This window comes from Pseudomonas sp. PDM16, assembly GCF_014851865.1.
In the GTDB taxonomy this organism is placed as follows: Bacteria; Pseudomonadota; Gammaproteobacteria; order Pseudomonadales; family Pseudomonadaceae; genus Aquipseudomonas.
Window position 1 is genome coordinate 1,065,271 of record NZ_JACVAM010000002.1, and the last position, 25,340, is coordinate 1,090,610.

Annotated in this window: 24 protein-coding genes; 6 read left to right on the forward strand and 18 right to left on the reverse strand. The window is 65.0% G+C overall.

Translation table 11 applies throughout. The features are described from left to right. Positions 1-45 precede the first annotated feature (45 nt). Complete coding sequence (gene lpxH, locus IB234_RS11400) at positions 46-765, reverse strand: UDP-2,3-diacylglucosamine diphosphatase (RefSeq protein WP_192317557.1); 720 nt, start codon at positions 763-765, stop codon at positions 46-48. A gap of 4 nt (positions 766-769) precedes the next feature. Continuing rightward, complete coding sequence (locus IB234_RS11405) at positions 770-1,264, reverse strand: peptidylprolyl isomerase (RefSeq protein WP_192317559.1); 495 nt, start codon at positions 1,262-1,264, stop codon at positions 770-772. Positions 1,265-1,456: 192 nt separating this feature from the next. Between IB234_RS11405 and IB234_RS11410 the strand changes: the two genes are divergently transcribed. Both IB234_RS11410 and cysS read left to right on the forward strand, forming a co-directional pair. Next, complete coding sequence (locus IB234_RS11410; protein ID WP_192317561.1) at positions 1,457-3,124, forward strand: glutamine--tRNA ligase/YqeY domain fusion protein; 1,668 nt, start codon at positions 1,457-1,459, stop codon at positions 3,122-3,124. A 3-nt stretch (positions 3,125-3,127) separates the two neighbouring features. Then, positions 3,128-4,513, forward strand: coding sequence for a cysteine--tRNA ligase (gene cysS / locus IB234_RS11415; RefSeq protein WP_192317563.1), 1,386 nt, complete (start codon positions 3,128-3,130; stop codon positions 4,511-4,513). A 63-nt stretch (positions 4,514-4,576) separates the two neighbouring features. Here cysS and IB234_RS11420 read toward each other — a convergent pair whose 3' ends face one another. The 5 genes from IB234_RS11420 to IB234_RS11440 all read right to left on the reverse strand — a co-directional run bounded on the left by IB234_RS11420 (position 4,577) and on the right by IB234_RS11440 (position 9,439). Further along, positions 4,577-4,915, reverse strand: coding sequence for a hypothetical protein (locus IB234_RS11420; protein ID WP_318651999.1), 339 nt, complete (start codon positions 4,913-4,915; stop codon positions 4,577-4,579). 14 nt (positions 4,916-4,929) lie between these two features. Beyond that, entirely contained in the window at positions 4,930-5,805 is an 876-nt protein-coding gene (locus IB234_RS11425) for an MFS transporter (RefSeq protein WP_192317567.1), read from the reverse strand. A gap of 104 nt (positions 5,806-5,909) precedes the next feature. Next, a complete protein-coding gene (locus IB234_RS11430) occupies positions 5,910-7,778 on the reverse strand; it encodes a UvrD-helicase domain-containing protein (protein ID WP_192317570.1) in 1,869 nt (622 codons plus the stop codon). A gap of 78 nt (positions 7,779-7,856) precedes the next feature. After that, positions 7,857-8,990: a class C beta-lactamase gene (ampC, locus tag IB234_RS11435; RefSeq protein ID WP_192317572.1), complete on the reverse strand. Its 1,134-nt coding sequence runs from the start codon at positions 8,988-8,990 to the stop codon at positions 7,857-7,859. 11 nt (positions 8,991-9,001) lie between these two features. Then, positions 9,002-9,439: an Lrp/AsnC family transcriptional regulator gene (locus IB234_RS11440; protein WP_192317574.1), complete on the reverse strand. Its 438-nt coding sequence runs from the start codon at positions 9,437-9,439 to the stop codon at positions 9,002-9,004. 134 nt (positions 9,440-9,573) lie between these two features. Between IB234_RS11440 and IB234_RS11445 the strand changes: the two genes are divergently transcribed. Beyond that, the gene (locus IB234_RS11445; protein ID WP_192317822.1) at positions 9,574-10,467 is read left to right on the forward strand and encodes a DMT family transporter; all 894 of its coding nucleotides are present in this window, start codon (positions 9,574-9,576) and stop codon (positions 10,465-10,467) included. Here the strand turns inward: IB234_RS11445 and IB234_RS11450 are convergent. Further along, on the reverse strand, positions 10,464-10,802 hold the full coding sequence (locus tag IB234_RS11450) for an FKBP-type peptidyl-prolyl cis-trans isomerase (RefSeq protein ID WP_192317576.1): 339 nt from the start codon (positions 10,800-10,802) through the stop codon (positions 10,464-10,466). The two genes, IB234_RS11445 and IB234_RS11450, sit on opposite strands and share 4 nt — an antisense overlap. A gap of 37 nt (positions 10,803-10,839) precedes the next feature. After that, entirely contained in the window at positions 10,840-11,748 is a 909-nt protein-coding gene (locus IB234_RS11455) for a LysR family transcriptional regulator (protein ID WP_192317578.1), read from the reverse strand. A 116-nt stretch (positions 11,749-11,864) separates the two neighbouring features. Here IB234_RS11455 and IB234_RS11460 point away from each other — a divergent pair, with 116 nt between their 5' ends. Continuing rightward, the gene (locus tag IB234_RS11460) at positions 11,865-12,695 is read left to right on the forward strand and encodes an oxidoreductase (protein WP_192317580.1); all 831 of its coding nucleotides are present in this window, start codon (positions 11,865-11,867) and stop codon (positions 12,693-12,695) included. Positions 12,696-12,759: 64 nt separating this feature from the next. Here IB234_RS11460 and IB234_RS11465 read toward each other — a convergent pair whose 3' ends face one another. From IB234_RS11465 to IB234_RS11480, 4 genes are all read right to left on the reverse strand, one after another. Further along, positions 12,760-13,308, reverse strand: coding sequence for a dihydrofolate reductase family protein (locus tag IB234_RS11465; protein ID WP_192317581.1), 549 nt, complete (start codon positions 13,306-13,308; stop codon positions 12,760-12,762). Between the two features lie 80 nt (positions 13,309-13,388). After that, on the reverse strand, positions 13,389-14,789 hold the full coding sequence (locus IB234_RS11470; protein ID WP_318652000.1) for an efflux transporter outer membrane subunit: 1,401 nt from the start codon (positions 14,787-14,789) through the stop codon (positions 13,389-13,391). 4 nt (positions 14,790-14,793) lie between these two features. After that, positions 14,794-16,737, reverse strand: a complete 1,944-nt coding sequence (locus tag IB234_RS11475) for a MacB family efflux pump subunit (protein WP_192317583.1) — start codon at positions 16,735-16,737, stop codon at positions 14,794-14,796. Between the two features lies 1 nt (position 16,738). Next, positions 16,739-17,938 (reverse strand): efflux RND transporter periplasmic adaptor subunit, encoded by a 1,200-nt coding sequence (locus tag IB234_RS11480; protein ID WP_192317585.1) that lies wholly within the window; start codon positions 17,936-17,938, stop codon positions 16,739-16,741. Positions 17,939-18,151: 213 nt separating this feature from the next. Here IB234_RS11480 and IB234_RS11485 point away from each other — a divergent pair, with 213 nt between their 5' ends. Then, positions 18,152-18,769 (forward strand): hypothetical protein, encoded by a 618-nt coding sequence (locus IB234_RS11485; protein ID WP_192317586.1) that lies wholly within the window; start codon positions 18,152-18,154, stop codon positions 18,767-18,769. 27 nt (positions 18,770-18,796) lie between these two features. Here the strand turns inward: IB234_RS11485 and IB234_RS11490 are convergent, their stop codons facing one another. The 5 genes from IB234_RS11490 to IB234_RS11505 form a co-directional block, all read right to left on the reverse strand. Then, a complete protein-coding gene (locus IB234_RS11490) occupies positions 18,797-19,450 on the reverse strand; it encodes a 7-cyano-7-deazaguanine/7-aminomethyl-7-deazaguanine transporter (RefSeq protein WP_192317588.1) in 654 nt (217 codons plus the stop codon). A 276-nt stretch (positions 19,451-19,726) separates the two neighbouring features. Beyond that, on the reverse strand, positions 19,727-21,391 hold the full coding sequence (locus IB234_RS11495) for a TonB-dependent siderophore receptor (protein ID WP_318652001.1): 1,665 nt from the start codon (positions 21,389-21,391) through the stop codon (positions 19,727-19,729). A gap of 3 nt (positions 21,392-21,394) precedes the next feature. Further along, on the reverse strand, positions 21,395-22,141 hold the full coding sequence (locus IB234_RS24235; protein ID WP_318652002.1) for a TonB-dependent receptor: 747 nt from the start codon (positions 22,139-22,141) through the stop codon (positions 21,395-21,397). Positions 22,142-22,299: 158 nt separating this feature from the next. Next, positions 22,300-23,268, reverse strand: a complete 969-nt coding sequence (locus IB234_RS11500; RefSeq protein ID WP_192317589.1) for a FecR domain-containing protein — start codon at positions 23,266-23,268, stop codon at positions 22,300-22,302. Beyond that, on the reverse strand, positions 23,265-23,798 hold the full coding sequence (locus IB234_RS11505) for a sigma-70 family RNA polymerase sigma factor (RefSeq protein WP_192317591.1): 534 nt from the start codon (positions 23,796-23,798) through the stop codon (positions 23,265-23,267). Before IB234_RS11505 ends, IB234_RS11500 begins: the two co-directional genes overlap by 4 nt. Positions 23,799-23,987: 189 nt before the next feature. Between IB234_RS11505 and IB234_RS11510 the strand changes: the two genes are divergently transcribed. Then, positions 23,988-25,328, forward strand: a complete 1,341-nt coding sequence (locus tag IB234_RS11510; protein WP_192317593.1) for a DEAD/DEAH box helicase — start codon at positions 23,988-23,990, stop codon at positions 25,326-25,328. Positions 25,329-25,340 lie beyond the last annotated feature (12 nt).

The window sequence follows — 25,340 nt, forward strand, 5'->3', positions numbered from 1 at the left end:
CCCCAAGCAATGGCTTTGAGGGCAGCTTAGCAGGCGAGCCGCGAGCTAGAGCGGGAAGGGCGCCTGATTCAGGCCCAGCTCGTCCACCTGCAGGGCCCAGCCCTGTTTGTCCCAGTCGCCGAGGACGATGCGTTTGGCCGGCTGGCCGTTCACCTGCAGCTCGTGCACGGCGGGGCGGTGGGTGTGACCGTGGATCAGCGTGCGCACGCCATGCTCGGCCATGATCCGCGGCACTTCGTCCGGGGTCACGTCGATGATCTCGCGGGCCTTCATGCTGGTCTGTGCGCGGCTCTCGCTGCGCAGCTTGCGCGCCAGCTTGTGGCGGGTGGTCAGCGGCAGGTTGCGCAGGATGAACAGGCTGAGCGGGTTGCGCAGCAGGCGGCGCAGCTTCATGTAGCCGACGTCCAGAGTGCACAGGCTGTCGCCGTGCATCAGCAGCACCGGCTCGCCATTGAACTGCACGATGCTCGGCTCTTGCAGCAGGGTGCAACCGGCTTCGCGGCAGAAGGCGCGGCCGATGAGGAAATCGCGGTTGCCGTGCATCAGGAAGATGCGCGTACCGGCATCGCTCAACTCGCGTAAGGCGCGGGCGATGCTGTGCTGGAAGGGCGACATGCCGTCGTCGCCGATCCAGGCCTCGAAGAAGTCGCCGAGGATGTACAGCGCCTCGGCCCCGCGGGCGCGGGTCTGCAGGAAATGCAGAAACGCCCGGGTGATGTCCGGGCGTTCCTCTTCCAGGTGCAGATCGGAGATCAGCAGGATCATCGAATCACTCGACGATTTCGGCCTTCTCGATGATCACGTCTTCCACCGGGACGTCCTGGTGGCCGGATTTCATGGTGGTGTCAACGCCCTTGATGGCGTTGACCACGTCCATACCCTCGGTCACCTGGGCGAATACGGCATAGCCCCAGCCCTGCATGGTCGGTGCGGTGTGGTCGAGGAAGCCGTTGTCGGCGACGTTGATGAAGAACTGCGCGGAGGCGGAGTGCGGGTCCATGGTGCGGGCCATGGCGACGGTGCCGACCTTGTTGGACAGGCCGTTGTTGGCCTCGTTCTTGATCGGCGAACGGGTGGATTTCTGCTTCATGCCCGGCTCGAAACCGCCGCCCTGGACCATGAAGTTGCTGATCACACGGTGGAACACGGTGCCGTCGTAGTGGCCGCTCTTCACGTATTCCTTGAAGTTGGCAGCGGTTTCCGGGGCCTTGTCTTCGAACAGTTCCAGGGTGATGACGCCGTGGTTGGTGTGCAGCTTGATCATGGCGATGCGCTCTCGAATTCGGGCAAGACGGGCAGGGCGGCGGCGCATTCGCGCTAAAAGGCCACGCCTGGTCGCTTTGCGGCTGTCAGGGGGTTGACGGGTTGGGTATCATACGGGCTTTGTCTTGACCGGCCTACCCTGGGGCGAAACCGCCACGGGCCGCGAGCCGCGCACCTCGAAGCTAAGGACATCATGAGCAAGCCCACCGTCGAAAAAGCCGCCAACTTCCTGCGCCCCGTCGTTCAGGCCGATCTGGACAGCGGCAAGCACGCCAAGATCATCACCCGCTTCCCGCCGGAGCCCAACGGCTACCTGCACATCGGCCACGCTAAGTCGATCTGCCTGAACTTCGGCCTGGCTCAGGAGTTCGGTGGCGAGTGCAACCTGCGCTTCGACGACACCAACCCGGCCAAGGAAGACCAGGAATACATCGACGCGATCAAGAGCGACGTCGAGTGGCTGGGCTTCCAGTGGGCCGGCAAGGAGCGCTACGCCTCCGACTACTTCGACCAGCTGCACGCCTGGGCCATCGAGCTGATCAAGGCCGGCAAGGCCTTCGTCTGCGACCTGAATGCCGAGGAAATGCGCGAATACCGCGGCACCCTGACCAGCCCTGGCAAGGACAGCCCGTTCCGCGAGCGCTCGGTAGAAGAGAACCTGGACCTGTTCGCTCGCATGAAGGCCGGTGAGTTCCCGGACGGCGCCCGCTCGCTGCGCGCCAAGATCGACATGACCTCGCGCAACATGAACCTGCGCGACCCGATCCTCTATCGCATCCGCCACGCCCATCACCACCAGACCGGTGACAAGTGGTGCATCTACCCGAGCTACGACTTCACCCATGGTCAGTCGGACGCCATCGAGGGCATCACCCACTCCATCTGCACCCTGGAGTTCGAAGACCATCGCCCGCTGTACGAGTGGTTCCTCGAGCAACTGCCGGTGCCGGCGCAACCGCGCCAGTACGAGTTCGCCCGCCTCAACCTGAACTACACCATCACCAGCAAGCGCAAGCTCAAGCAACTGGTTGACGAGAAACACGTCAATGGTTGGGACGATCCGCGCATGTCGACCCTGTCCGGCTACCGTCGCCGCGGCTACACCCCGGCCTCGATTCGCGCCTTCTGCGACATGATCGGCGTCAACCGCGCCGGCGGCGTGGTCGATATCGGCATGCTGGAGTTCGCCATCCGCGAGGACCTGGACGCCAACGCCGCCCGCGCCATGTGCGTGCTCAAACCGCTCAAGGTGGTGATCACCAACTATCCGGAAGGCCAGATCGAGAACCTCGAACTGCCGCGCCATCCGAAGCAGGACATGGGCGTGCGCGTGCTGCCGTTCAGCCGCGAAATCTTCATCGACGCCAGCGACTTCGAAGAAACCCCGCCGGACGGCTTCAAGCGCCTGATCCCGGGTGGCGAAGTGCGCCTGCGCGGCAGCTACGTGATCCGCGCCGACGAAGCCATCAAGGACGCCGCTGGCAACATCGTCGAGCTGCGCTGCTCCTATGACGAAAACACCCTGGGCAAGAACCCCGAAGGCCGCAAGGTCAAGGGCGTGATCCACTGGGTGCCGGCCGCCGAGAGCGTGGAATGCGAAGTACGCCTGTACGACCGCCTGTTCCGCTCCGCCAACCCGGAGAAGGACGAAGAGGGCGGCAGCTTCCTCGACAACATCAACCCGGATTCGCTGGTGGTGCTCACCGGCTGCCGCGCCGAGCCGTCGCTGGCCAATGCCGGCGCCGAGGAGCGCTTCCAGTTCGAGCGCGAAGGTTACTTCGTCGCCGACCTGAAGGACTCGCAGCCCGGCAAACCGGTGTTCAACCGTACCGTCACCCTGCGCGACACCTGGGGAGCCTGATCCATGGCGTTGTCCATCTACAACACCCTGAGCAAGGTCAAAGAGCCGTTCCAGCCACTGGAAGGCAACCAGGTGCGCATGTATGTGTGCGGCATGACCGTGTACGACTTCTGCCATATCGGCCACGCCCGCGTGATGGTCGCCTTCGACGTGGTCACCCGCTGGCTGCGTCAGCGCGGCTATGACGTGACCTACGTGCGCAACATCACCGACATCGACGACAAGATCATCAAGCGCGCCCAGGAGAACGGTGAGCCGTTCGAGGCTCTGGTCGAGCGCATGATCGCCGCCATGCGCGAGGACGAGGCACGCCTGTCCGTGCTGCGTCCGGACATCGAGCCGCGTGCCACCGGTCATATCGCCGGCATGCACCAGATGATCCAGACCCTGATCGACAAGGGCTATGCCTACGCTCCGGGCAATGGCGACGTGTACTACCGCGTCGGCAAGTTCGTCGGCTACGGCAAGCTGTCGCGCAAGAAGATCGAAGACCTGAAGATCGGTGCGCGCATCGAGGTCGACGAGATCAAGCAAGACCCGCTCGACTTCGTTCTGTGGAAAGGCGCCAAGCCGGGCGAGCCCAGCTGGGAATCGCCGTGGGGCGCCGGTCGTCCGGGCTGGCACATCGAGTGCTCGGTGATGTCCACCTGCTGCCTGGGCGAGACCTTCGACATCCACGGCGGCGGCCCGGACCTGGTGTTCCCGCACCACGAGAACGAGATCGCGCAGAGCGAGGCGGCCACCGGCAAGCTTTACGCCAACGCCTGGATGCACGCCGGCGCGGTGCGCGTGGATGGCGAAAAGATGTCCAAGTCCCTGGGCAACTTCTTCACCATCCGCGAGGTGCTGGAGAAGTACCACCCGGAAGTGGTGCGCTACCTGCTGGTATCCAGCCACTACCGCAGCCCGATCAACTACTCCGAAGACAGCCTCAAGGAAGCCAAGGGTGCCCTGGAGCGCTTCTACAACGGCCTGAAAGGCCTGCCGGAAGTGGCACCTGCTGGCGGCGAAGCCTTCGTCGAGCGCTTTGGTGCGGCGATGGACGACGACTTCAACTCGCCGGAAGCCTGCGCCGTGCTGTTCGAGATGATCCGTGAGGTTAACCGCCTGCGCGAGTCGGACGAACAGGCCGCCGCCGGCCTGGCCGCCCAGCTCAAGCAACTGGCTGGCGTGCTCGGCGTGCTGCAGCTGGAGCCGGACGCGTTCCTCCAGGCTGGCGCCGCCGGCAAGGTCGACGCCGCCGAAGTCGAGGCGCTAATCGCCGCGCGTCTGCAGGCTCGTGCCGACAAGAACTGGGCGGAGTCCGACCGTATCCGCGACCAGATCACCGCCATGGGCGTGGTGCTGGAAGATGGCAAGGGCGGCACCACCTGGCGCCTGGCCGAGTAAGCGGCTGCGCTGCATGAAAAAGGCCGCCCTCGGGCGGCCTTTTTCATGGCTGGCTAAGGGTGGCTAGCGATTGTCGAAGCGCGTCACCACCAGCATCTGCAGCAGCGCCATGCCGATCAGGAAGGCGATCACCAGGCTCCAGCTGCCCTGTGCGCTGTGGATCAGCGCCACGGCGGTCATGGCCAGGGCCGAACCGACATTGCCGACCACCACCAGCAAGGCATTGGCACTGGCCGCCTGGTCGGTGCCGACCAGTTCTTCGGCCAGTGTCAGCAGCAAGGCGTAGCAGGGCAGCTGGCACAGGCCGAGCAGCGCCGCGTAGAGCGCAGCCGCGGCTTGGCTCTGGGCATGGAACAGCAGCCAGATGGTGCTGATCACGCCGACGCCACAGCCCAGCAGCACGCGTTTTCTGCTCTTCAGCCGTTGCGCCAGCGGCTCCACCAGCAGCAGCCGAACACGCCGCCGGCGATCAGCAGCATGCCCGTGATGGCCAGGGCGTTGGCGTCCAGGCCATTGCCGGCGAGTATCGGCTCCAGGCACAGGGTCAAGGCGTTGAACAGACCGAAGCCCAGCAGAGCCGCCAAGAGCAGCGCCGCCAAACCGGGGGTATAGAGCAGGTCGAGCCAGCCGGGGCGCGCGCTTTGTGCCTGGCTGGCGCTGGCGGGCTTGCCTCGCTCGCCGCTGCAGAGAATGAACAACGCACTGGGCACCAACGACGCCAGGGCCAGGCCGCTCAGGGTGGTCTGTAGGCCATAGCTGGCGAACAGCAGCGGAGGCAGGCCCAGGCCGAGGGCGAGGCCGGCGAACATGCCGGCGGTGCTCAGGCCGATGGCCTTGCCGCGTTCTGCCTCGGGGAACCATTCCGTGGCCATCTTGGCGGCGCCGGTGATGATCAGCGGCTGGCCCAGGGCAATCAGCAACTGGCCGAGCATCAGGCCGGCGAAGGTCTCGCTGGCCAGGCGCACGGGCACGGCCAGCGCCATCAGGGCGATGCCGAGAAGGGTGCCATGGCGGAAGCCGAAACGGTCGATGAAGCGCCCCGCCGGCAGCGACAGCAGCACGCAGAAGATGAGGAAGATCAGCACGCCGGCGCTGGCCTGCAGCTCCGACAAGCCATACAGCTGCTGGATATGCGACAGCAGGGGGATCAGGTTGGTGACCAGCAGCTGGTTGAAGCACAGCACCAGTGTGTAACTGGCAGCCACCAGCCAGCGCTTATGTCGCAGCAGGCCCGGCAGGCTGGGGCTGGTGGCTTGGGTTTGCGGGCTCGATTCGGTCGGCAGTCTGTCCATCGTCTGCGGTTGCCTCACTGCATGGCTGGGGCCTGAGCGAGCGCCAAGGCTTCAGCGAAGGTAGCGGGGCGCCGGGCATCTGCCTAGCCGGGCGATGCGCTTTTTCAGCGTTTGCCCGCGTACCAGATCACCCGGCTGACGCCACGGGTGACGGCCACATAGGCCAGGCGCAGGCTCTCGTCGCGCATGGCCTGGTCGTAGCTGTTGCGGAACAGACCGCAGTGGGCATACAGAGCATTGCGCAGCGGATGCGAATCGGGGCTGCCGCCATCGTCGAGGATGATCGCCACCTCGCCCTGCAGGCCCTTGGCGCGGTGGATGCTGTAGGCACGTACCGGCAGGCTTGGGTCCAGCTGACCCTGCACCTGCTTCAGCGCGTCGTTGCGCCTCCCCAGCAGCAGCACCGGGTTGCGTTCGCGGCTGCCGCGCTGGGCGACATGCGCGCACTGTGTGGCGATTTCCTGCAGTAGCTCGGGCAGCTGACGCTTGAGGTCGAAGCCCTCGATGCGGCGTACGCCGTGGTCGCCCGGCTGCGCGGCCTTGACCGCCTGGCTGCGCTTGGCCTGTTTGCAGGCGACGTCCTCCAGCAGCGCCTCGGCATCACGCAGGATCGGCTCGATGCTGCGAAAGTTAGCCGTGAGCATTAGTACCTGGCTCTTGGCCTTGCTGCGGCTAGGGAAGTGGCGGTCGAAGTCGAGGAACAGCTCCGGCGAGCTTCCGCGCCATCCGTAGATCGACTGCCAGTCGTCGCCGATGGCCATCAGGCTGACTGCCTTGCCGCGCCTGGCCAGTGCGCGGTGCACGGCTTGCAGCCAGTGGACGATCTGCGGCGAGATGTCCTGGAACTCGTCGATCAGCAGATGGCGCAGCGGCTCGATGGCCTCCGCGGGTAGCTCCTGCGCGCAGGCTAGGCGCTCGCCAAGCTGGCGGAAGGCGGCATCGAAGGTGATGGCGCCTTGCACCTGCAGCAGTGCCTGGAAGCGCGTCCAGAAGCTGGCGAGCGCCTGCAGGAACAGGCGCTCGCGCGGCGCGCAGTTCATCGTGGCCGCGTCGATGCGGTCCGGGCGCAGGCCGAGACTCTCGGCGAAGCAGCCTTGCTGGTAGAGCGCCTCGAACAGCGGTGCGGCGCGTAGTTCGCCAGCCAGGCGCAAGCCCTCCTGCGGCGGCTTGCCGACGGTCTCGGGCATGGCCACGCCGAGCAGCTCGTGTACCTGCTGGCGGAAGGCGGCGTCGCTGGCGTAGAGCTCGTCATAGGCCTGGCGCAGCAGGCGCTGTTGCGCGGGCGGCAGGCGGCCGCCGGCCGGTGCGTCCGGCTCGTCGCCGGTAGAGCCACCGAGTTGCTCGAACCAGTTCGGCGCCCCCAGCAGCGCCTTGGTCTGCTGCGCCATGGCCGAGTGGAAGGTGCGCACGCACTGGCGCGCCTGCGCCTCGTCGAAGGGAAATTGCCAGAAGGCCAGCAGGCGCAGCAGTTGGCCGCGCAGTTCGGCGCAGGAGGCGTTGGTGAAGGAGATCACCGTGAGGCTGGCGGCGGGAATCTGCAGGTGGCAGAGCATGAACACCACGCGCAGCAGCAGGGTGGTGGACTTGCCCGAGCCGGCACCGGCGAAGGTGCGCGCCAGTGGGGCGCGGCAGAGGATCATCGCCCACTGCTCCTCGGAGGGTTCACCGATCAGCCCGGCTGCCACCGCCTCGGCGACACGGGCGCGCATGGCGGCGATCTGGGTTTCGCTGACCTTCAGGCGGGCCCTGGAATATATGCCGGTTGTTGCAGGGGCAGGGCCGTCGCTGGCCTTCTTCTTGCCACCGCCAGCCTTGGTCTTGCCGCTGCTGGCGGCACGCTTGGCGCGCGGTTGTGGCTGGCGCAGCCGGGCTGCGGCTTCACGCTCGGCGCGCAGGTATTCGGTGGTGCGGGGGAAGTAGCGCGCCAGGGTGGCGGAGAACAGCGCCTGGTAGCGTTTGACGGCGGACAGCATGGCAACTCGGAAAGCAGATGCGGCCGGCCATCATACGGGCTTTCCATCGCCGGCTGGAGCCTGGCAATGGGCCAGTGCTCAGGGCTCCAGTCTGGTGAGGATCTGCAGCGCGATACGTACCCGTTCGGCATTCGGGTAGTTGCGGTTGGCCAAGATCACCAGGCCGGTGTCGCGGGCCGGCAGCACTACCACGTAGGCGCCGAAGCCATTGGTCGAGCCGGTCTTGTTCAGCAACAGGTCTCCTTCGGCCGCTTGTGGCTTGGCGAAACGCTCGACCGCATGCGGCTGCAGGGCCATTTGCGTGGAGTTGCCGCCCTGCAAACGCTGCAGACTGATGGGGTAGGCGTAGCGCTCCCAGCCCAGGCCCTGGGTCATGTCGCCGACTTGGTAATAACCCTGGTGGGTGGTGGCGATGGCCTGGCGCATCGGTGCCGGCAACTGCGACGGATCGAGGTTGGCCTCGACGAAGCGCAGCATATCGGCGGACGTGGACTTCACCCCGTAGGCCTCGGCATCCAGCGGGCCCGGCTGCACACGGATCGCCTGCTCGTCGCGGTAGCCCCAGGCGTAGCGCGCCATCTGCGCCGCTGGCACGCGAACATGGCTTTCTGTCATGCCCAGTTGCGGAAACAGGCGGCGCTCCAGCAGCTGATCGAAAGGTTCGCCCAGGCTGGCGGCAGCCAGATGGCCGAACAGGCCAATGCTGGGGTTGGAATACAGGCGCTGGCTGCCGGCAGGGTAGGCCGGCTGCCAGGCGCGGTAGTAGTCGAGCATCTGCTGTTCGTTGTGCACGGCATCCGGAAACTGCAGCGGCAGGCCGCCGGAGGTGTAGGTGGCCAGATCGAGCAGGCTGATACGCTCGAAGGCGCTGCCGCGCAGCGCCGGCAGATGCTGGCTGGCCTTATCGCTCAGGCGCAGCTTGCCCTCTGCCAGGGCATAGGCGCCGAGGGTGGCGCTGAACAGCTTGCTTACCGAACCCAGCTCGAACAGCGTGTGTTCGTCCACCGCCTGGCCGCTGTCGCGGGAGGCTGCGCCGTAGTTGAAGAAGTGCCGCTCGCCCTTGTGCACGATGGCCACGGCCAGTCCGGGAATCCGGTACTGCGCGATGGCGGGCTGCACGGCGGCATCGACGGTTGCGCGCAGCTCGTTCGGCTGCGCCAGGGCCGCCTGGCCGATCAGCAGCAGGGCCAGTGCGGAGGTTTTGAATCGCATGGGTAAATCCTTCAGTTCATCGGCGGCAGCCGGCGCGGCACCGAGGTCTTCTTGACGATGGCGGTGTTGGTCTCGGCATAGGCGTTGATGCGGTCGAGCAGCTCGTCCAGCTGCTCCATGGAACGCACATGCAGGCGGGCGACGAAGCAGTCCTCGCCGGTGATCTTGTCGCATTCGGTGAACTCGGGAATCGACTGGATCTGCCGCTCCACCTCGTGCAGCTTGCCGGGTAGCGGGCGCACGCGGACGATGGCCTGCAGCTGGTAGCCGAAGTGGCGCGGGTCCACCTCCACCGTGTAGCCCTTGATCACCCCGCGCTCTTCCAGACGACGCAGGCGCTCGGCCACGCTGGGCGAGGACAGGCCGCTGATCTGCGCCAGGGCCTTGAGCGAGCGGCGCGAGTCTTCCATCAGGGCGGTGAGCAGAAGCTGGTCGATATCGTCGGTCATGGTGATCCCGTTAGGTGATTTCAGGGAAACGCCTTCGCAATAAAGGCTGCCGTGTGATTTCACCTTAGATTAACCATGGAGTGGCCGGGCTGGGTAGCCGAATAATGAGCGCACCCCAACCGGAGACTCCGACCATGGACAAGACCCTCAAGCGCGGCTCGCTGGAAATGATCGCGGCGATGCTGATTTCCGGCACCATCGGCTGGTTCGTGTTGGTGTCCGGTCAGTCCGTGGTCGACGTGGTGTTCTGGCGCTGCGTGATCGGCGGCGTGATGTTGCTGCTGGTCTGCGCCGCGCTCGGCCTGCTGCGTCGCGAGTTGCTGAATCGCCGCGTGCTGGTTCTGGCGCTGGTCAGCGGGGTGGCCATTGTCGGCAACTGGCTGCTGCTGTTCGCCTCCTATTCCAAGGCGTCGATCGCCATCAGCACGGCGGTGTACAACGTGCAGCCGTTCATGTTGGTGGGCCTGGCGGCGCTGTTCCTTGGCGAACTCATCACTCTGGCCAAGCTGGCCTGGCTGGGGGTGGCCTTCCTCGGCATGCTGGCCATCGTCAGCGCCCATGGCGATACCGGCACCACGGGGGAGAACTACCTGATGGGTATCGCCCTGGCCCTGGGCGCTGCGCTGCTCTACGCGTTGGCGGCGCTGATCGTCAAACGCCTGACTGGCACGCCGCCGCACCTGATCGCGCTGATCCAGCTGCTCACCGGCATCTTGATGCTAGCGCCGCTGGCCAGTTACCAGCTGCCCGAGCAGCCGCAGGCCTGGGCCAGCCTGGCGGCCCTGGGCATCCTGCATACCGGGGTGATGTACATGCTGCTGTACAGCGCGATCCAGAAACTGCCGACGGCACTGACCGGGGCGCTGTCGTTCATCTACCCGATCGCGGCGATCTTCGTCGACTGGCTGGCCTTCGGCCATCGCCTCAGCCCGCTGCAGTGGCTGGGCGTGGCGGCCATCCTGCTGGCGGCGGCCGGCATGCAGCAGGGCTGGAGTCTGCGCCGGCGGCGCCTGGCGGTGACGTCTTAATCGTCGCGGGTCAGCACTTCCAGCAGCTCGATCTCGAACACCAGGTTGGAGTTCGGCGGAATCGAGCCGACCTGGCGCTCGCCATAGCCCAGGTGCGCCGGCACCCACAGCTTGCGCTTGCCACCGACCTGCATGCCCATCAGGCCCTGGTCCCAGCCCTGGATTACCCGGCGCGTGCCGATCACGCACTGGAACGGCTTGCCGCGCGAGTAGGAGGAATCGAACTCGCTGCCGTCCTCCAGCCAGCCGCGGTACTGGGTGGTGATCAGCGCGCCCTTGACGGCGGCCTTGCCGCTGCCGATCTCCAGGTCTTCGATTTTCAGTTCGTCGCTCATTGTTCTGCTCGCGAATGGTTAGGCTGGCGGCGTTTTGTCAGGGATTGGCGCCGTTGGCAAGTGCGGCGCGGGCGAAGTCGATGAAGGCGCGCAGCGCCGCCGGCACATGGCGGCGGCTCGGGTAGTAGAGGTGCAGGCCGGCGTAGTAGGGGCACCAGTCGCCGAGCACCTGCACCAGGCGGCCATCGGCGAGCTGCTCGCGGACCATCTCCTCGAACACATAGGCGAGGCCGATGCCCTGCTGCGCCGGCTCGACCATCAGCGCCACGTCGTCCAGCGTCAGCGGGCCGTCGACCTCGATCTCCAGGGCGATGCCACCGCGCTCGAACTCCCAGCGATAGAAGTTGCCGCCGGGGAAGCGATGGCGGATGCAGGGCAGGCCATGCAGGTCCTCGGGCTTCTGCGGGATAGGATGACGCTCGAAAAGACCGGGGGCGCCGGCGACCACCGAGCGCATGCGCGGGCCGATGGGCAGCGAGACCATGTCCGCCTCCAGGCGCTCGCCGAAGCGCACGCCGGCATCGAAGCCGGCGGAGACCACGTCGACCAGGCCGTCGTCGGCCACCAGTTCGAGGCGCACGTCCGGGTAGGCAGCGAGGAAACGCCCCACCAGCGGCAGTAGCACCAACTGGATGGCAGCGCGCCCGGCATTGATGCGCAGGCTGCCGGAGGGCTTGTCGCGGAAATTGTTGAGGTCTTCCAGGGCGTCGGCGATATCGCGGAAGGCCGGCCGTACTCGTGCCTGCAGGCGTTCACCGGCCTCGGTGAGTGCCACGCTGCGCGTGGTGCGGTTGAACAGGCGCACGCCCAGGCGCTCTTCCAGGCCACGCAGGGCATGGCTCAGCGCCGAGGGTGTAAGGCCCAGATCGACCGCGGCGCGGGCGAAGCTGAGGTGCTGGGCAATGGCCAGGAAGATCGCCAGGTCGGTGGGTGAGACGTTTTTCATTGATGAAAACTGCTCAGTAAGTCATGCAATTTTATTGGGATTATCACATCAGTACCGCAGCCCTAGAGTGTCGTCAACGGCCCGCGTGGTGCGGGACGACATCCGAGGAATTCGATATGCGTACCTGGCTGATTACTGGAGCTTCCCGTGGTTTCGGCGCACTGATCGCCGAGCAGGCCCTCAATGCCGGTGATGCCGTCATCGCCACCGCCCGCAAACCCGCCGACGTGACCGCCCGCCTGGGCGAGCATCCCAACCTGCTGGTCGTGCGTCTGGACGTGACCCGCGAAGAAGAGGCCCATGAGGCCGTCGCTGCCGGCATCGCCCGCTTCGGTCGCATCGATGTGCTGGTCAACAATGCCGGCTTCGGTGTGCTCGGCGCGGTGGAAGAAACCAGCGCGGCGGAGACCGAGCGCCTGTTCGCCACCAACGTGTTCGGCGTGCTCAACGTCACCCGCGCCGTGCTGCCGCACATGCGCCGCCAGCGCTCCGGGCATGTCATCAACATCTCTTCGCTGGGCGGCTACCAGGCTTACATGGGCTGGGGCGTGTACGGCTCCACCAAGTTCGCCGTGGAGGGCATCAGCGAGGCGCTGCAGCAGGAAGTCGCGCCGATTGGCATCCATGTCACCGTGGTCGAGCCGGGCTTCTTCCGCACCGACTTCCTCGACGAGCAGTCGCTGGTGAAGACCGCCCTGGAGCTGGCCGACTACGACGAGACGGTCGGCGCAATGCGCACGTTCGCCCACGCGGCCAACCATGCCCAGCCGGGCGACCCGACCAAATTCGCCGAGGCCATGCTGGCGCTGGCCAATGCCGAGCAACCGCCGCTGCGCCTGCCGCTGGGCAGCGATGCAGTGGCGCGCATCGAGCAGAAGCATGCGCAGGTCGAGGCCGAGCTGCAGGCCTGGCGTGCACTGGCCATGTCCACCGACTTCCCTGCCTGATAGAAAACAACCATGCAGGAAGCCGTGCGAGGAGCACGGCTTCTTTGTGTTCAGACAGGGGGGATTAGCCGGCCAGTGCTGCTTCCGGAAGCACCTGGTAGTGCATCTGGATGAGCCCGCTGTCGAATCGTCGCTCGCCGACCAGGCGCAGCGGACGTTCCAGGCCGGTGGAGAAGAGCGGGATACCGGCGCCGAGCAGATAGGGCACGACATTCACGACCAGCTCGTCGAGCAGTCCGGCTGCCAGGCAGTTGGCGGCGAGGCTGCCGCCGCCGACCAGCCAGACCCGTTTGCAACCTCGCTCCGCCAGCTCATCCAGCGCGTCGGCGGGCGTGCAGTGGCGCCCCTGGATGTTGCTGGTTGCGGCGTCGATGGGGTTGCGGGCGAGCACCAGACAGGCCTTGTCGGGGTAAGGCCAGTTTCCCGTGAGATTACGGGTCATGTCATAGGTGGCGCGGCCCATGAGCAGGCCGTCGATGGACTGATAGAACGCCGGGTAACCGTGGTCATCGCCTGATGAGTCGACTTCGTGCAGCCAGTCGACTCGTCCATCGGGACGTGCAATGTAGCCATCCAGACTGGCTGCGACGTAGTAGATCAGTTGGGGTTTCATCGACATATCCTGCGGGCGGTCGGCGACCGATAAGGCTTGGAGCCAAGCGCAGCGCCGAAGTTTCCAGGCCGAGGTCGTGATCAGCCCGCGGGAATACCCGGTGTCGTCTGGCCGGCTGTCTGAGCGTCGCCACCCAGCGCCTGGCTCAGGGTGATGTAGTTCAGTAACTGGTTCAGACGGTTTTCCGACAGAGTGATTTCGGCGCTGCGCCGGGTCTCCTGGGCGGCGAGCCAGGACTGCAGCGTCTCGGCGCCGGACTGATAACGGATGCGATAGATACGTTCGGCTTCCCGTGCCGCCTCCAGCGCGCGAGCCCGCATGCCTTCCTGCTCCGCATAGTGGCGGCGACCGGCGAGGTTGTTCTCCACGTCGGCGAGTGCTTCGTAGAGGGTCTGGCGGAAGCTGGTCACGGCCAGTTCGTAGTCGGTCTTCGACACATCGATGGCGAGCTGCATCTGCCGGTATTGCAGAAATGGCAGCGTCAGGCCGGCTCCAAGAGCACCGACCGGGTTCTGCAGCAGATTGCCGAGCGCCTCGCTGGAGTAGCCCAGGGTTCCGGTCAGGCTGAGGTCCGGGTAGTAGCTGGCTCGTGTCGAATCCACGGTCTTGAGCGTGCCGCGCAGACGCAGCTCGGCAGCACGCAGGTCCGGGCGACGGGAGAGAAGTGATGCCGGCAGGCCCGCATCGACCGCTGGCAGGCTGGTTTGCGCCAGGCTTTGCGGCTCATTCATCTCGACCGGGGTGGCACCGTCGAACAGGACCGCCAGGGCATTGCGCTGGACCACGCGCTGCTGGCGCAGGTCGACCTCTGCGGCGAGCTGGCTCTCCAGGCTCTGGCGTGCCTCGGCCAGTTCCAGAGAGGACGCCTGGCCGGAGTTGTACTGCACCTGCACCAGGTCCAGGGTCTGCTGCGAATAGTCGATACTGGCGCCCGCGACTGCCAGGCGCTCGTTGAGATAGGCGATCTGCCAGTACAGCGTGGCGACGGTGCCGATCAGCGACAGGCGCGTGGCGGCGTAGTCCTGCTCGCGGGCCAACGCCTCCAGTTCCGCCGCATCGGTGGCGCTGCCAAGACGGTTCCACAGATCGGCCTCCCAGCTCACCGAGCCGTTCAGCGAGTATCCATGGCTGGTGCTACCGCCGCCGCCCAGATCTCGGTTACGGCTGGCGTTGACGCTGGCGCCGGGCTGCGGCCACTGCGCCTCGTGGGCAAGGCCGGCCTGCAGGCGCGCACGGCGGGTATTGAGCAAGGCACTGCCCAGGTCGTTGTTCTTCGCCAGCGCCTGTTCGACCAGGTGATCGAGCTGAGCGTCGGCGAAGGCCTTCCACCAATCGGCATGGGCACCGGCCTGGGTCCGTGCGAACTGCTGCCAGTCGGTGGCAATGTCCAGCGCCGGGCGCTCGTAGGGGGTGGAAATCAGGGTGCCGCAGCCGCTCAGTGTCAGGGCGAGGGCCAGCGCGGGCAGGGGGAATCGCTTCACGGTTCTACTCTCGGGAAAGTGCGTCGACGGGGTCAAGGCGCGCGGCGTTGCGGGCCGGCAGGAAGCCGAATACCAGGCCGATGACCGTTGAGCAGAGGAACGCAGCGACGATGGATGTTGCGGAGAACACCAGACTGAAGTCGCTGGTGAGGCGGCTGAACACCGCACCGAAGGCCAATGCGGAGAGCACGCCGAGGGTGCCGCCGATCAGACAGACCAGCACCGCCTCGATGAGGAACTGGCGCATGATGTCGCTCTGCCGCGCGCCGACCGCCATGCGCACGCCGATCTCGCGGGTCCGCTCGGTGACTGATACCAGCATGATGTTCATCACGCCGATGCCGCCAACCAGCAGCGAGATCAGGGCGATGGCTGAAATAAGCAGGGTCATGGTCTGGCTGGTCTTCTCGATGGTCTGCCGAATGGTGTCGGTGTTCATCACGAAGAAATCCTGCACGCCGTGGCGACGGGTGAGCAGGCGGATGATGCCCTGCTCGGCGGCGTCGCTGGAGACACTATCGTCGACCCTTACCGTGATGCTCTCCAGGTACGACTGGCCGAGCATGCGGTTCATCACGGCGGTGTAGGGCAGGTATACGCGTAGCTGGTCGCTGCCGCCGAAGTTGCTCTGGATCGGGTCGAGCACACCGACGATACGTACGGGCACCTTCCCGAGAAGAACCACCTGGCCGAGCGCCTGCTTGCCGGCGAACAGCTTCTGATAGGTATTGCTGTCGATGACCGCGTCCTGTGCCGAGTCACGCACTGCCTTGGTGTCGAATGCGCGACCCTGGGCGAAGGTATAACCCTTGGCGCGGAAGAATTGCTCGCCCACCCCGCTCATGGACACGGTCAGCGCCTGCTCCCGGTAGCGCAGGGTGCCGGAGTTGGATACGGACGGTGTCACGCTGTCGACGAAGTCCTGGCCGGCCAGAGCCTCGGCATCTGCCGGTATCAGGGTCTGGATGCGTGCCGAGCGACGATCGCCAAATCCCTTGCCGGGATAGATATCGATGGTGTTGGTGCCGATGGCACTGATGTTCTCGAGAATCTTCTGCTGCGAGCCCTGGCCGAGTGCTACCACCGATACCACCGAAGCGATGCCGATGATGATGCCCAGCATGGTCAGGAAGGTACGCAGCTTGTGCGAAAGCATCGCCAGCAGGGCCATGCGGAAGGCTTCGCGGAACTGGCCGATGCCGGCCTTGAGGGCGCTGGCCTCGATAGCCTGCTCCGGTTCGTCGAGAGCTCTGACATCGTCGCTGTTGCGCAGTCGGCGGTCGGCGATGATGCTGCCGTCGCTGATCTCGATCAGGCGGTCTGCGGTTTCCGCGACCTTCATGTCGTGGGTGACGATGATGACGGTATGCCCGGCTGCGTGCAGCTCGCGCAGCAGTTTGAGCATCTCTTCGCCGCTGTGGCTGTCGAGGGCGCCGGTGGGTTCGTCGGCAAGTATCACCTGGCCGCCATTCATCAAGGCACGGGCAATGGACACCCGCTGCTGCTGCCCGCCGGAGAGCTGGCTGGGCTTGTGCCCCAGGCGCTCGCCCAGGCCCAGGCGCTGTAGCAGACTCTGGGCGCGTTCGTGGCGGCTGGCGGCGTCCTTGCCGGCGTAGATGGCCGGGATTTCGACGTTGCCCACGGCATCCAGGTCGCCCAGCAGGTGGTAGCGCTGGAAGATGAAGCCGAAATATTCCCGGCGCAGGGCGGCCAGTTCGTCCGGGTCGAGCTGCCCGGTTTCACGGCCCCCTACGCTGTAGGTGCCCGCACTTGGTCGGTCGAGGCAGCCGAGGATGTTCATCAGGGTCGACTTGCCGGACCCGGATGCACCGATGATGGCGACCATTTCGCCTTGCTCGATGCTCAGGTCGACATCCTTGAGCACGGCAATGGTCTGCTCGCCTGCCGGGAATTCGCGGCGCAGGCCGCTCAGCTCTAGCAGTGCCATGTCACAGCCTCATACCCGGCCCGCGCATGCGCATCGTCGTGGTCGAGCCCGCCGCCGCGTCACCGAGCACGACCTTGTCGCCGACCTCCAGGCCTTCGAGCACCTGGGCGTTGATCGAGTCCTCAAGACCGATGCGGATGCGTCGGGGCTCGACCTTGCCGGTGCTGCTCAGGACCTGGACCACGTAGCGGCCGTCGCGGGTGGTGTTGCCGAGGGCCGAAACCGGGATGCTCGGGGCATCCTTGACGCTGTCTAGGACAATGTTCACCTCGGTGGTCATGGAGATGCGTAGCTTGCCTTCCGGATTGGGCACGTCGAAGACGGCGATGTAGTAGATGGCCGTGTCGGTCGATGCGGTGCTGGAGGATGCGCTGGAGGAACTGTCGTTATCGTTGATCGTGCTGGGGGCCGGTTCGATCATGCGCAGAGTCGCGCTGTGACGCTTGCCGGGTTCCCCGAGGATGGTGAAGTAGACCGGCAGGCCGGGGCGAAGATTGACCACGTCCGCCTCGGATATCTCGGCCTTCACGGTCATGCGATCCAGCTGGGCGACCTTGACGATGGTCGGGGCCGATTGCGCCGAGTTCACGGTCTGGCCTTCCTTGACCACCACGCCGACCACGGTGCCGTCGATGGGGGCCGTGATCTTGGTGTAGCCCAGGTCCACTTCGGCGGTGGAGGCCTGGATCTGCGCCTGCTGGATCTGTGCGTCGAGGGCGGCCACCTGGGCCCTGGCGGTGTCCAGGTCGGCCTCGGCTGTCTCGTAGTCCTCCCGCGAGGTAGCGTTCTGCACCAGCATCGACTTCTGCCGGGCGAAGGCCAGCTGGGCCTTCTTCAGTGCCGCTGCCTGCACTGCACGCTGGGCCTTGGCGTTGGCAAGCGCGGCCTTGGCGTTGGCGAGGTCGTTCTGCTGGGTCATCGAGTCGATTTCGGCGATGGGATCACCCTGCTTGACCTGGTCGCCGAAATCGACGTGCAGCCTGGTGATCTGTCCTGACACCTGGGCACCGACGCTGACCTGCTTGTAGGCCTCCAGTGTGCCTGTGGCGATTACCGTCTGCTCGATGTCGACGTTGCGGACTTCCGCAGTCAGCAAGCCTTCACCGGCAGGGGCCGGCGCTAACCAGGTCTTGAGTGCATAGCCGCCGATGAGAAGGGCGGCGAGGGCGGGGATCAGGTGGCGAGGGCGAATTCTGGGCATGGCGTGGTACATGGCGAATTTGATGGTCGCCACTATAGGGGCAGGGCCGCGGGGCGTGGGTAAGCTGGAGGTAAGTACTGTCAAGAATGGGTAAAGCCTTGTGGCGACTGGAAAATGTTCCTCCTGGGTGCGGGGTTTTCATCGCTCGCTCGTCTCTATGTAGAGAGCATCCCGTTGCGGGAGGCTCCCCCTGGTTCACAACAAGGAGTTTCCATGTCTGTTTCGATTGGACACCGCGCTTTGCTGCTGGCGCTGATGGCGAGTGGCGCGCCGCTCGCGCAGGCCGAGTATCTGTGGATCGAGCGCGGCGCCGAGACGTCGGCGAGGGCCGTGCTCAGTGACTTTCAGCCGACCGAAAAATTGAGCCTGGCCGCGCTGACGGAGCCGCAGCAGCGGCTGGCCGATGGTGGCTGGCAGCCGCTGCAGGCATCCGGCGACGCCTATGTGTTGAACGGCGCCGTAGGCGATCTGCGCATGCAGGCCAAGCATGCCGACGGCAAGGCGCTGACCCTCTACGAGGCCCGCGAAGGGCGCGGAGAAACGACGGCGAAGAATGATCTGGAACTGGTGCCGACCACGCCGAACGGCAACGTCTTCCAGCTGCACTGGAAGGGCAAGGTGGTGTCGGCCTCGCAGGTCAACGTGCATACCTCCGAGCAGTGGTCGAAGGTGCTCAAGCCGGCGGCCGATGGCAGCGTGATGCTCGATACGCCGTTCCCCGGTCATTACGTGCTGGAGGTGGCAGCGCAGATCAACGGCTCGGCGACCGTGGATGGCAAGTCGTACGACAGCGTCACTCATGTGGCGACCCTGTCGTTCGAGGTGAAGTGAGGCAGTGCGCCCTGGCGGGCGCCCGACTCAGGCGGTGGCGGGCTGACGACCTGCCAGCAGCCGCAGGATGGCGTTCAGCAGCACGCCGTACAACGGCACGAAGAGCATCAGGCTGACCGCCAGCTTGATGCCGTAGTCCACCGTGGCGATCTCCACCCAGTGCTCGGCCATGAATGGGTCGGCGCTGTGCCAGAAGGCCACCGAGAAGAACACGAAGGTATCCACCAGGCTGCCGACCACGATGGCACCGGTCGGTGCGACCCACCACTGGCGCAGGCGGCGCAGGCGGTCGAACACCTGGATGTCGAGCAGCTGGCCGACCACGTAGGCGAGGAAGCTGGCGACGGAAATCCGCAGTACCACCTCGTTGAACTGGCCCAGTGCGGCCAGCCCCTGGAAGCTGCCTTCCTGGAACAGCATCGACACCGCGTAGGACACCAGCAGCGCGGGAATCATCACCCGGGCGATCACCTGGCGCGCGGAGCCCTTGCCGAGCAGGCGCACGGTCAAGTCGGTGGCGAGAAAGATGAACGGGAAACTGAATGCGCCCCAGGTGGTGTGCCAGCCGAACAGGGTGATCGGCAGCTGCACCAGGTAGTTGCTGGCGACGATGACAAGAATGTGGAAAACGATCAGGGCAGCCAGCGCCAAGCGTTGGCGCGGCTCGGAGAGCAGAGTCATGACAGCACCTTTTTGATGGATGGGGTTAGGGAACCCATGGCGTCCGGGATTGAACGACGGCGCGCATTGTACAGAGATGAGGTGCCGCGTGCGTAGCCGGCTGACAGGAGGTGGCATCAAGAAGGCTTGAAGGGAGGCTGCGCCATCTGCATGGCGCGCCCTGTTCCGGAGGGGGGCGGAGGGTCTATTTGAGCCCCGTCATCAGCTTGCACGAGACACGATAGGCGCTGGTGAGGGCGGAACGCGTGCGGATGGCGCACCCGCACGCAGCATTCGTCACCAGCGGTAGGCAACCTCGGCTTTCAGCGTGCGAGCCTTACCGTAGTAGCAGCCCAGCTCCCAGTTGCAGCTCGATACGTAGGTCCGATCGAACAGGTTCTGGGCGTTCAGGCTGACTTCGGTGCCACGCAGAGAGGTATCGACGCGGCCTAGGTCATAACGCACCGCCGCGTCGAACACGGCATAGCTGGGAGTAGTCATGTCGTTGTCCGCATCGGCGTATTGCTTGCCGGTCCAGCGCATGCCAGCGCCAAGGCCCAGCCCATCAAACACACCAGTGGCGAAGTGATAGTCCGCCCACAGCGAACCTGACCAGGGCGCTTGCCCGACCACTTGCTTGCCCTCGTCGCCATAGTTGCTGCTGGTGATACGCGTATTGAGGTAGCTCACGCCAGCAATGATGTTGAGCGCTTCGGTGATCTGGGCTTTGGCTTCGAGTTCAGCGCCCTGCGAGCGTACCTCGCCGGCCTGAATGGAGAAGCCGGGATGTGCGAGGTCCTCGGTCTCCATGTTCTGCTGCTTGATCTCGAAGACGGAGAACGTCAGCAGCGAGCGCTGACCCTCGGGCTGGTGCTTGATGCCGGCCTCCAGCTGCTTGCCGGTGGTAGGTTCGAAGGCCTTGCCAGAATAGTCGCTACCGACGACCGGCAGGAACGACTCGGAGTAGCTCAGGTACGGAGCAATGCCGTTGCCAGCTAACCAGGTGACGCCGACGCGCCCTGTGAAGGATTCGTCGTCACGTGTGGTGTGGGTGTCGGCCAGCAGGTCTTTGTTGTTCAGACCTGCCCAGTCCTGGCGTCCGCCCAAGGTGAGGATCAAGTCGTTCCAGCGGATCTGGTCCTGGAAGTACAGGCCGGTCTGGTTGACCGTGTTGTCCCATTGGTAGTCCATCACCGGGTTATCGGAGATCACTCCGTAGTCCGGATCGTAGAGGTCGATGGGCTCGGCATAGTAGTTGTTGTAGCCATCGTACTTGCGGGAGAAGCGTCGATAGTCGACGCCTGCTAGCAGGGTGTGTTCCAGCGCGCCGGTATCTATCTTTAACTCCAGGTTGTTATCGATGCTCAGCGTGTTGTTGCGCTGCTCCCAGTCAAGCTTGTTGCGTGTTGCGGTGGTCATTTCGGGGTTGGCGTACCAGCGCAGGTAGAAGCCCTGATAGTCAACATAGCGCAGGCTCTGGCGCAGTTGCAGGTCATCGCTGAACTGGTGCGAAAAGTTCAGACCGAAGATGTACTGCTCACGCATGTAGTCGTTGTAGCCGGGCTCGCCCTGGAAAAAGTCACGGTCGATCCTTTTGCCATTGGTGCCGCGCTTCAGCGTCCCGATCATCGGCAATGGCTGATAGTCGGGCACCGCGTCGTCCCGCTGTGCTTGCAGATAGACTGTGATGGCGCTGGCGTTGCTGAGGTTCCAGGTCAGGCTGGGGGCGATGAACAGTCGCTGGCTTTCGGTGTAGCCGATCTGCTCATTGCCACTGTTGGCGAGTGCGAGCACACGATACAGCACGCTGTCGTCGTCTGAGGCGAGCGGCCCGCCGACATCAAGCGCACCGTTGATGCGGTCGTGGCTGGCGACGCCGAGGCGCACTTCGTGGCGCTTCTCGCCGGTCGGCTTCTTGCTGACCATATTGACGATACCACCGGGTTGGTTCTGTCCGAACATCACCTAAGCCGGGCCTTTTAGAACCTCCACACGCTCCAGGCTGTAGGGCTCTATCTGTGGCGCACCGCCAAGGCTGCCGGCATAGGGCAGGTAGGCTCCGTCGAGGTAGAGCGGTGCTGGAGCGAAACCGCGTGAACTCATTTCATCCGCGAGCATGTGCGACTGGGTGAAGCCGCTGCTGGATACCCCAGGTGTGTAGTTGAGTGCCTGGGCGATACTGGTGGCACCGCGTGCGGAAATTTCATCGGCGGTGACCACGTTGATGGTTTGTGGAATTTCGCTGATGGGAGTATCGGTCTTGGTCCCGCTGCCGCTACGGGTTGCGACGTAGCCGTCGACCTGTCCCCAGGCGTTTTCCTGCCGGCCGCTCACGGTGGTCGCACCCAGCTGCAGCGTGCTGCTCTGGTCGACCGCCAGGTTCAGCTCGTAGCGTCCGTTGCCAATCGCTTGTGCGGTCAGGCCACTATCGTCGAGAAGAATCTGCAGAGCTTGCTCGACACCATAGCTGCCGTGCAGTGCCTGACTGGTCTTGCCTGTGGTGAGGGCGGCGTCGCCGGCCAGGTAGATGCCGCTCTGGGCGGCGAACCGATTGAGCTGGCTGGCCAGCGGGCCGGCAGGGATGTCGTAGCGAATCAGCTGCTGTTCGGCATGGACGAGGCCGGCTGGCCACAGGCCGAGGCCGGCACTCAGCGCCAGGGGAATAGCCAGTGCCAGGGGGCGCAGGGAGAAGCGCAGGTTGTGCGGTGACATGCAGGTTTTCCTTGATCTTTTTAGTGGGCAGAAAGCAGGTGTCACCAGCTAATTCGGATGAGAAGGAAAAACCGGAAGCGGAAACAGGATTTTTTCGTTGGCTCGGATCCCGCAAGTGGGAGCCTGGGAATGCAGGGCGTGGTCGCTGGGCGGTGACCTCAGCGAGGTTCCAGGGTCGCCCACCAGGGCAAGGTGTAGCGCACGCGAACCGGCAGTACCCGCTCCAGCATGGCAAGGGCCTGCTCGCTGTCGTGCAGCGGGTAGGTGCCCATCACGCGCAGATGGGCGATTTCCGGGGCGACGTCGAGATGGCCGTGGCGATAGCGCGCCAGTTCCTGAGTGAACTCTGCAAGCGTCATGTCATCGGCCAGCAGCAGGCCATCACTCCAGCCTTGGCGCAGATAGCTTGCCGGCATGCTATCGGCAATCCTCTGCCGGTCGAACCTCACCTGCTGGCCGGCCCGAGTCACGTGTGGTCGATCGCCTTCGGCGGGGCGGACTTCCACTGCACCATCGAACACGTTGAGCAGAGTGCTCCGCGGCTGCTGCAGCACGCTGAAGCGCGTGCCCAAAGCTCGCAGGCGACCCTCCGTGGTTTCCACGACGAAGGGCCGTGGGTCCCTGGCGGTATCGATCAGCACTTCGCCCTCGATCAGGCGCAGAAGGCGCAGGTCGGTCCGATAATCGACGTCCAAGGCGCTGGCACTGTTCAGCCAGATGCGCGTGCCATCGGTCAGGGTGAACGGGCGAACGCTGCCGGTCGGGCTGCGGTATTCGGCACGCAAGGCCAGCAGCGGGCGGCTCAGCTGCGGGTGGCGAAGGCCGGTCCAGCCAAGCAGCGCACCACCAGAGAGCACCGCCAGGGTACGTAGCACCTGGCGTCGCGAGCGGGCATTATTCCGGGCGGTCCCCAGGGTCTGCAGTGCCATCTCTGCCTCGGACTGCAGTGGTGCGAAGCGCTGGCTGATGCGCTCGACATAGTGCCAGGCCTGTTGATGGGCATCGCTCTGCTCATGCCACTGCCGCCACGCCTGTCGCGTAGCGTGGTCTGGAGGCTCTGCACTGAGCCGCGCATACCACTGCGCCGCCTGCTGCAAAGTGGCGTGGTCGGGTCGCGGAGCGCTCATCGGTCGAGAACCGCGTCGAGCTCGGCTTCCAGGAGCAGGCACTGGTACATGGCCTGTGCCATGTATTTGGTCACCGTCCGTTCGGAAACACCCAGCTGTTCGCCGATGCTGCGGTAGTTGAGGCCCTGCAGCTGGGCGAGCAGAAAGGCTTCGGCGACCTTCTCCGGCAGGCTGGCGAGCATGCCGTGCACTTGCTGCAGCGCCTCTAGGATCAGAGCTCGATGTTCCTCCGACGGAGCATGCTCTTGCGGCCGGCTGGCCAGCACATCCAGCCAGGCATGCTCGACCTCGCGGCGGCGCCAGAAATCGACGCAGACGTGCCGCGACATGGCGCTCAGATAGGCGCGGGCATGGCTGTCGCTGTCAAAACTGCGGGGTTTGCTGAGCAGGCGCAAAAACACGTCATGGGCAAGATCGGCGGCGTCGCTGCTGTTGCCCAGCTTGCGGTTGAGCCAGGCCCTGACCCACCCGTGGTGTTCGGCGTAATACAGCTCCACCTGCTGACGATAGGGCTTGTCTAGGGTCGACATTGAGCTGTTCACCGGAATTCAGTGCATTTGAGATTTGTTCGCATTTTATCCGGCGTGGCGAGCTTATGGCAAACGGGCTGGGTGCTTCCGGCCATTGCCCAGAGGGCAGTGGCGCAGCCGTTCGGGCTTTTAGCCGACAGAACCGGTAACCTATGCAGCCAGTTTCTGATCCGTGTCGAGGTATGCCCCGTGTTCTCCCAATTCGCCCTGCATGAACGCCTGCTCAAGGCCGTGGCCGAGCTCAACTTCACCGAGCCGACGCCGGTGCAGGTGGCGGCCATCCCGCCGGCGCTGGAGGGGCGGGATCTGCGGGTGACGGCGCAGACCGGCAGTGGCAAGACCGCGGCTTTCCTGCTGCCGTTGTTCAATCGCCTGCTCGGCGATGCCACCTCGAAGCAGCGCACCGACGTGCGCTCGCTGATTCTGTTGCCGACCCGTGAGCTGGCCCAGCAGATCCTCAAGGAAGCCGAGCGCTTCTCCCAGTTCACTTTCATCAAATCGGCGCTGGTCACCGGCGGTGAGGACTTCAAGGAACAGGCGGCCATGCTGCGCCGCCAGCCGGACCTGCTGATCGCCACGCCGGGCCGTCTGATGGAGCACCTCAACGCTGGCAGTCTGAAGCTCAACGGTGTCGAGGTGCTGGTGCTGGATGAGGCGGACCGCATGCTCGACATGGGCTTCGCCGAGGACATCGAGCGCATCACCAAGGAGTGCGCCAACCGCCAGCAAACCCTGCTGTTCTCCGCCACCGGCGGCGGCAAGGTGCTGCGCGAGATGATCGCCAAGGTGCTGCGTGAGCCGGTGCACCTCAAGCTCAACAGCGTCGATCAGCTTAGCGAGACTACCGTCCAGCAGATCATCACCGCCGACGATCCGGGGCACAAAGAACGCCTGGTGCACTGGCTGCTGACCAACGAGACCTACCGCAAGGCCATCGTCTTCACCAATACCCGGGTGCAAGCCGACCGCCTCTACGGCCATCTGGTAGCGGCGGACTACAAGGCCTTCGTACTGCATGGTGACAAGGACCAGAAGGACCGCAAGCAGGCTATCGACCGCCTCAAGCAGGGCGGTAGCAAGGTGCTGGTGGCCACCGACGTGGCGGCGCGAGGCCTGGATATCGACGGCCTGGACCTGGTGATCAACTTCGACATGCCGCGTTCCGGCGACGAGTACGTGCACCGCATCGGTCGTACCGGCCGTGCTGGCGCGGACGGGCTGGCGGTATCGCTGATCTGCCATAACGACTGGAATCTGATGTCGAGCATCGAGCGCTACCTCAAGCAGCGTTTCGAGCGCCGTACTATCAAGGAGCTCAAGGGTAGCTACCAGGGCCCGAAGAACGTCAAGGCGTCCGGCAAGGCGGTCGGCGTCAAGAAGAAAAAGACCGACAAGAAGGACGGTGCCAAGAAATCGGCCAGCAAGACCGCGCCCAAGCGCCGCCCCAATGCGCCCAAGGCGGCGCCGTCAGGGCTGGTCAGCCAGGACGGCATGGCCCCGCTGAAGCGCAAGAAGCCAGCGGCGGAGTGAAACGAAAAGGGG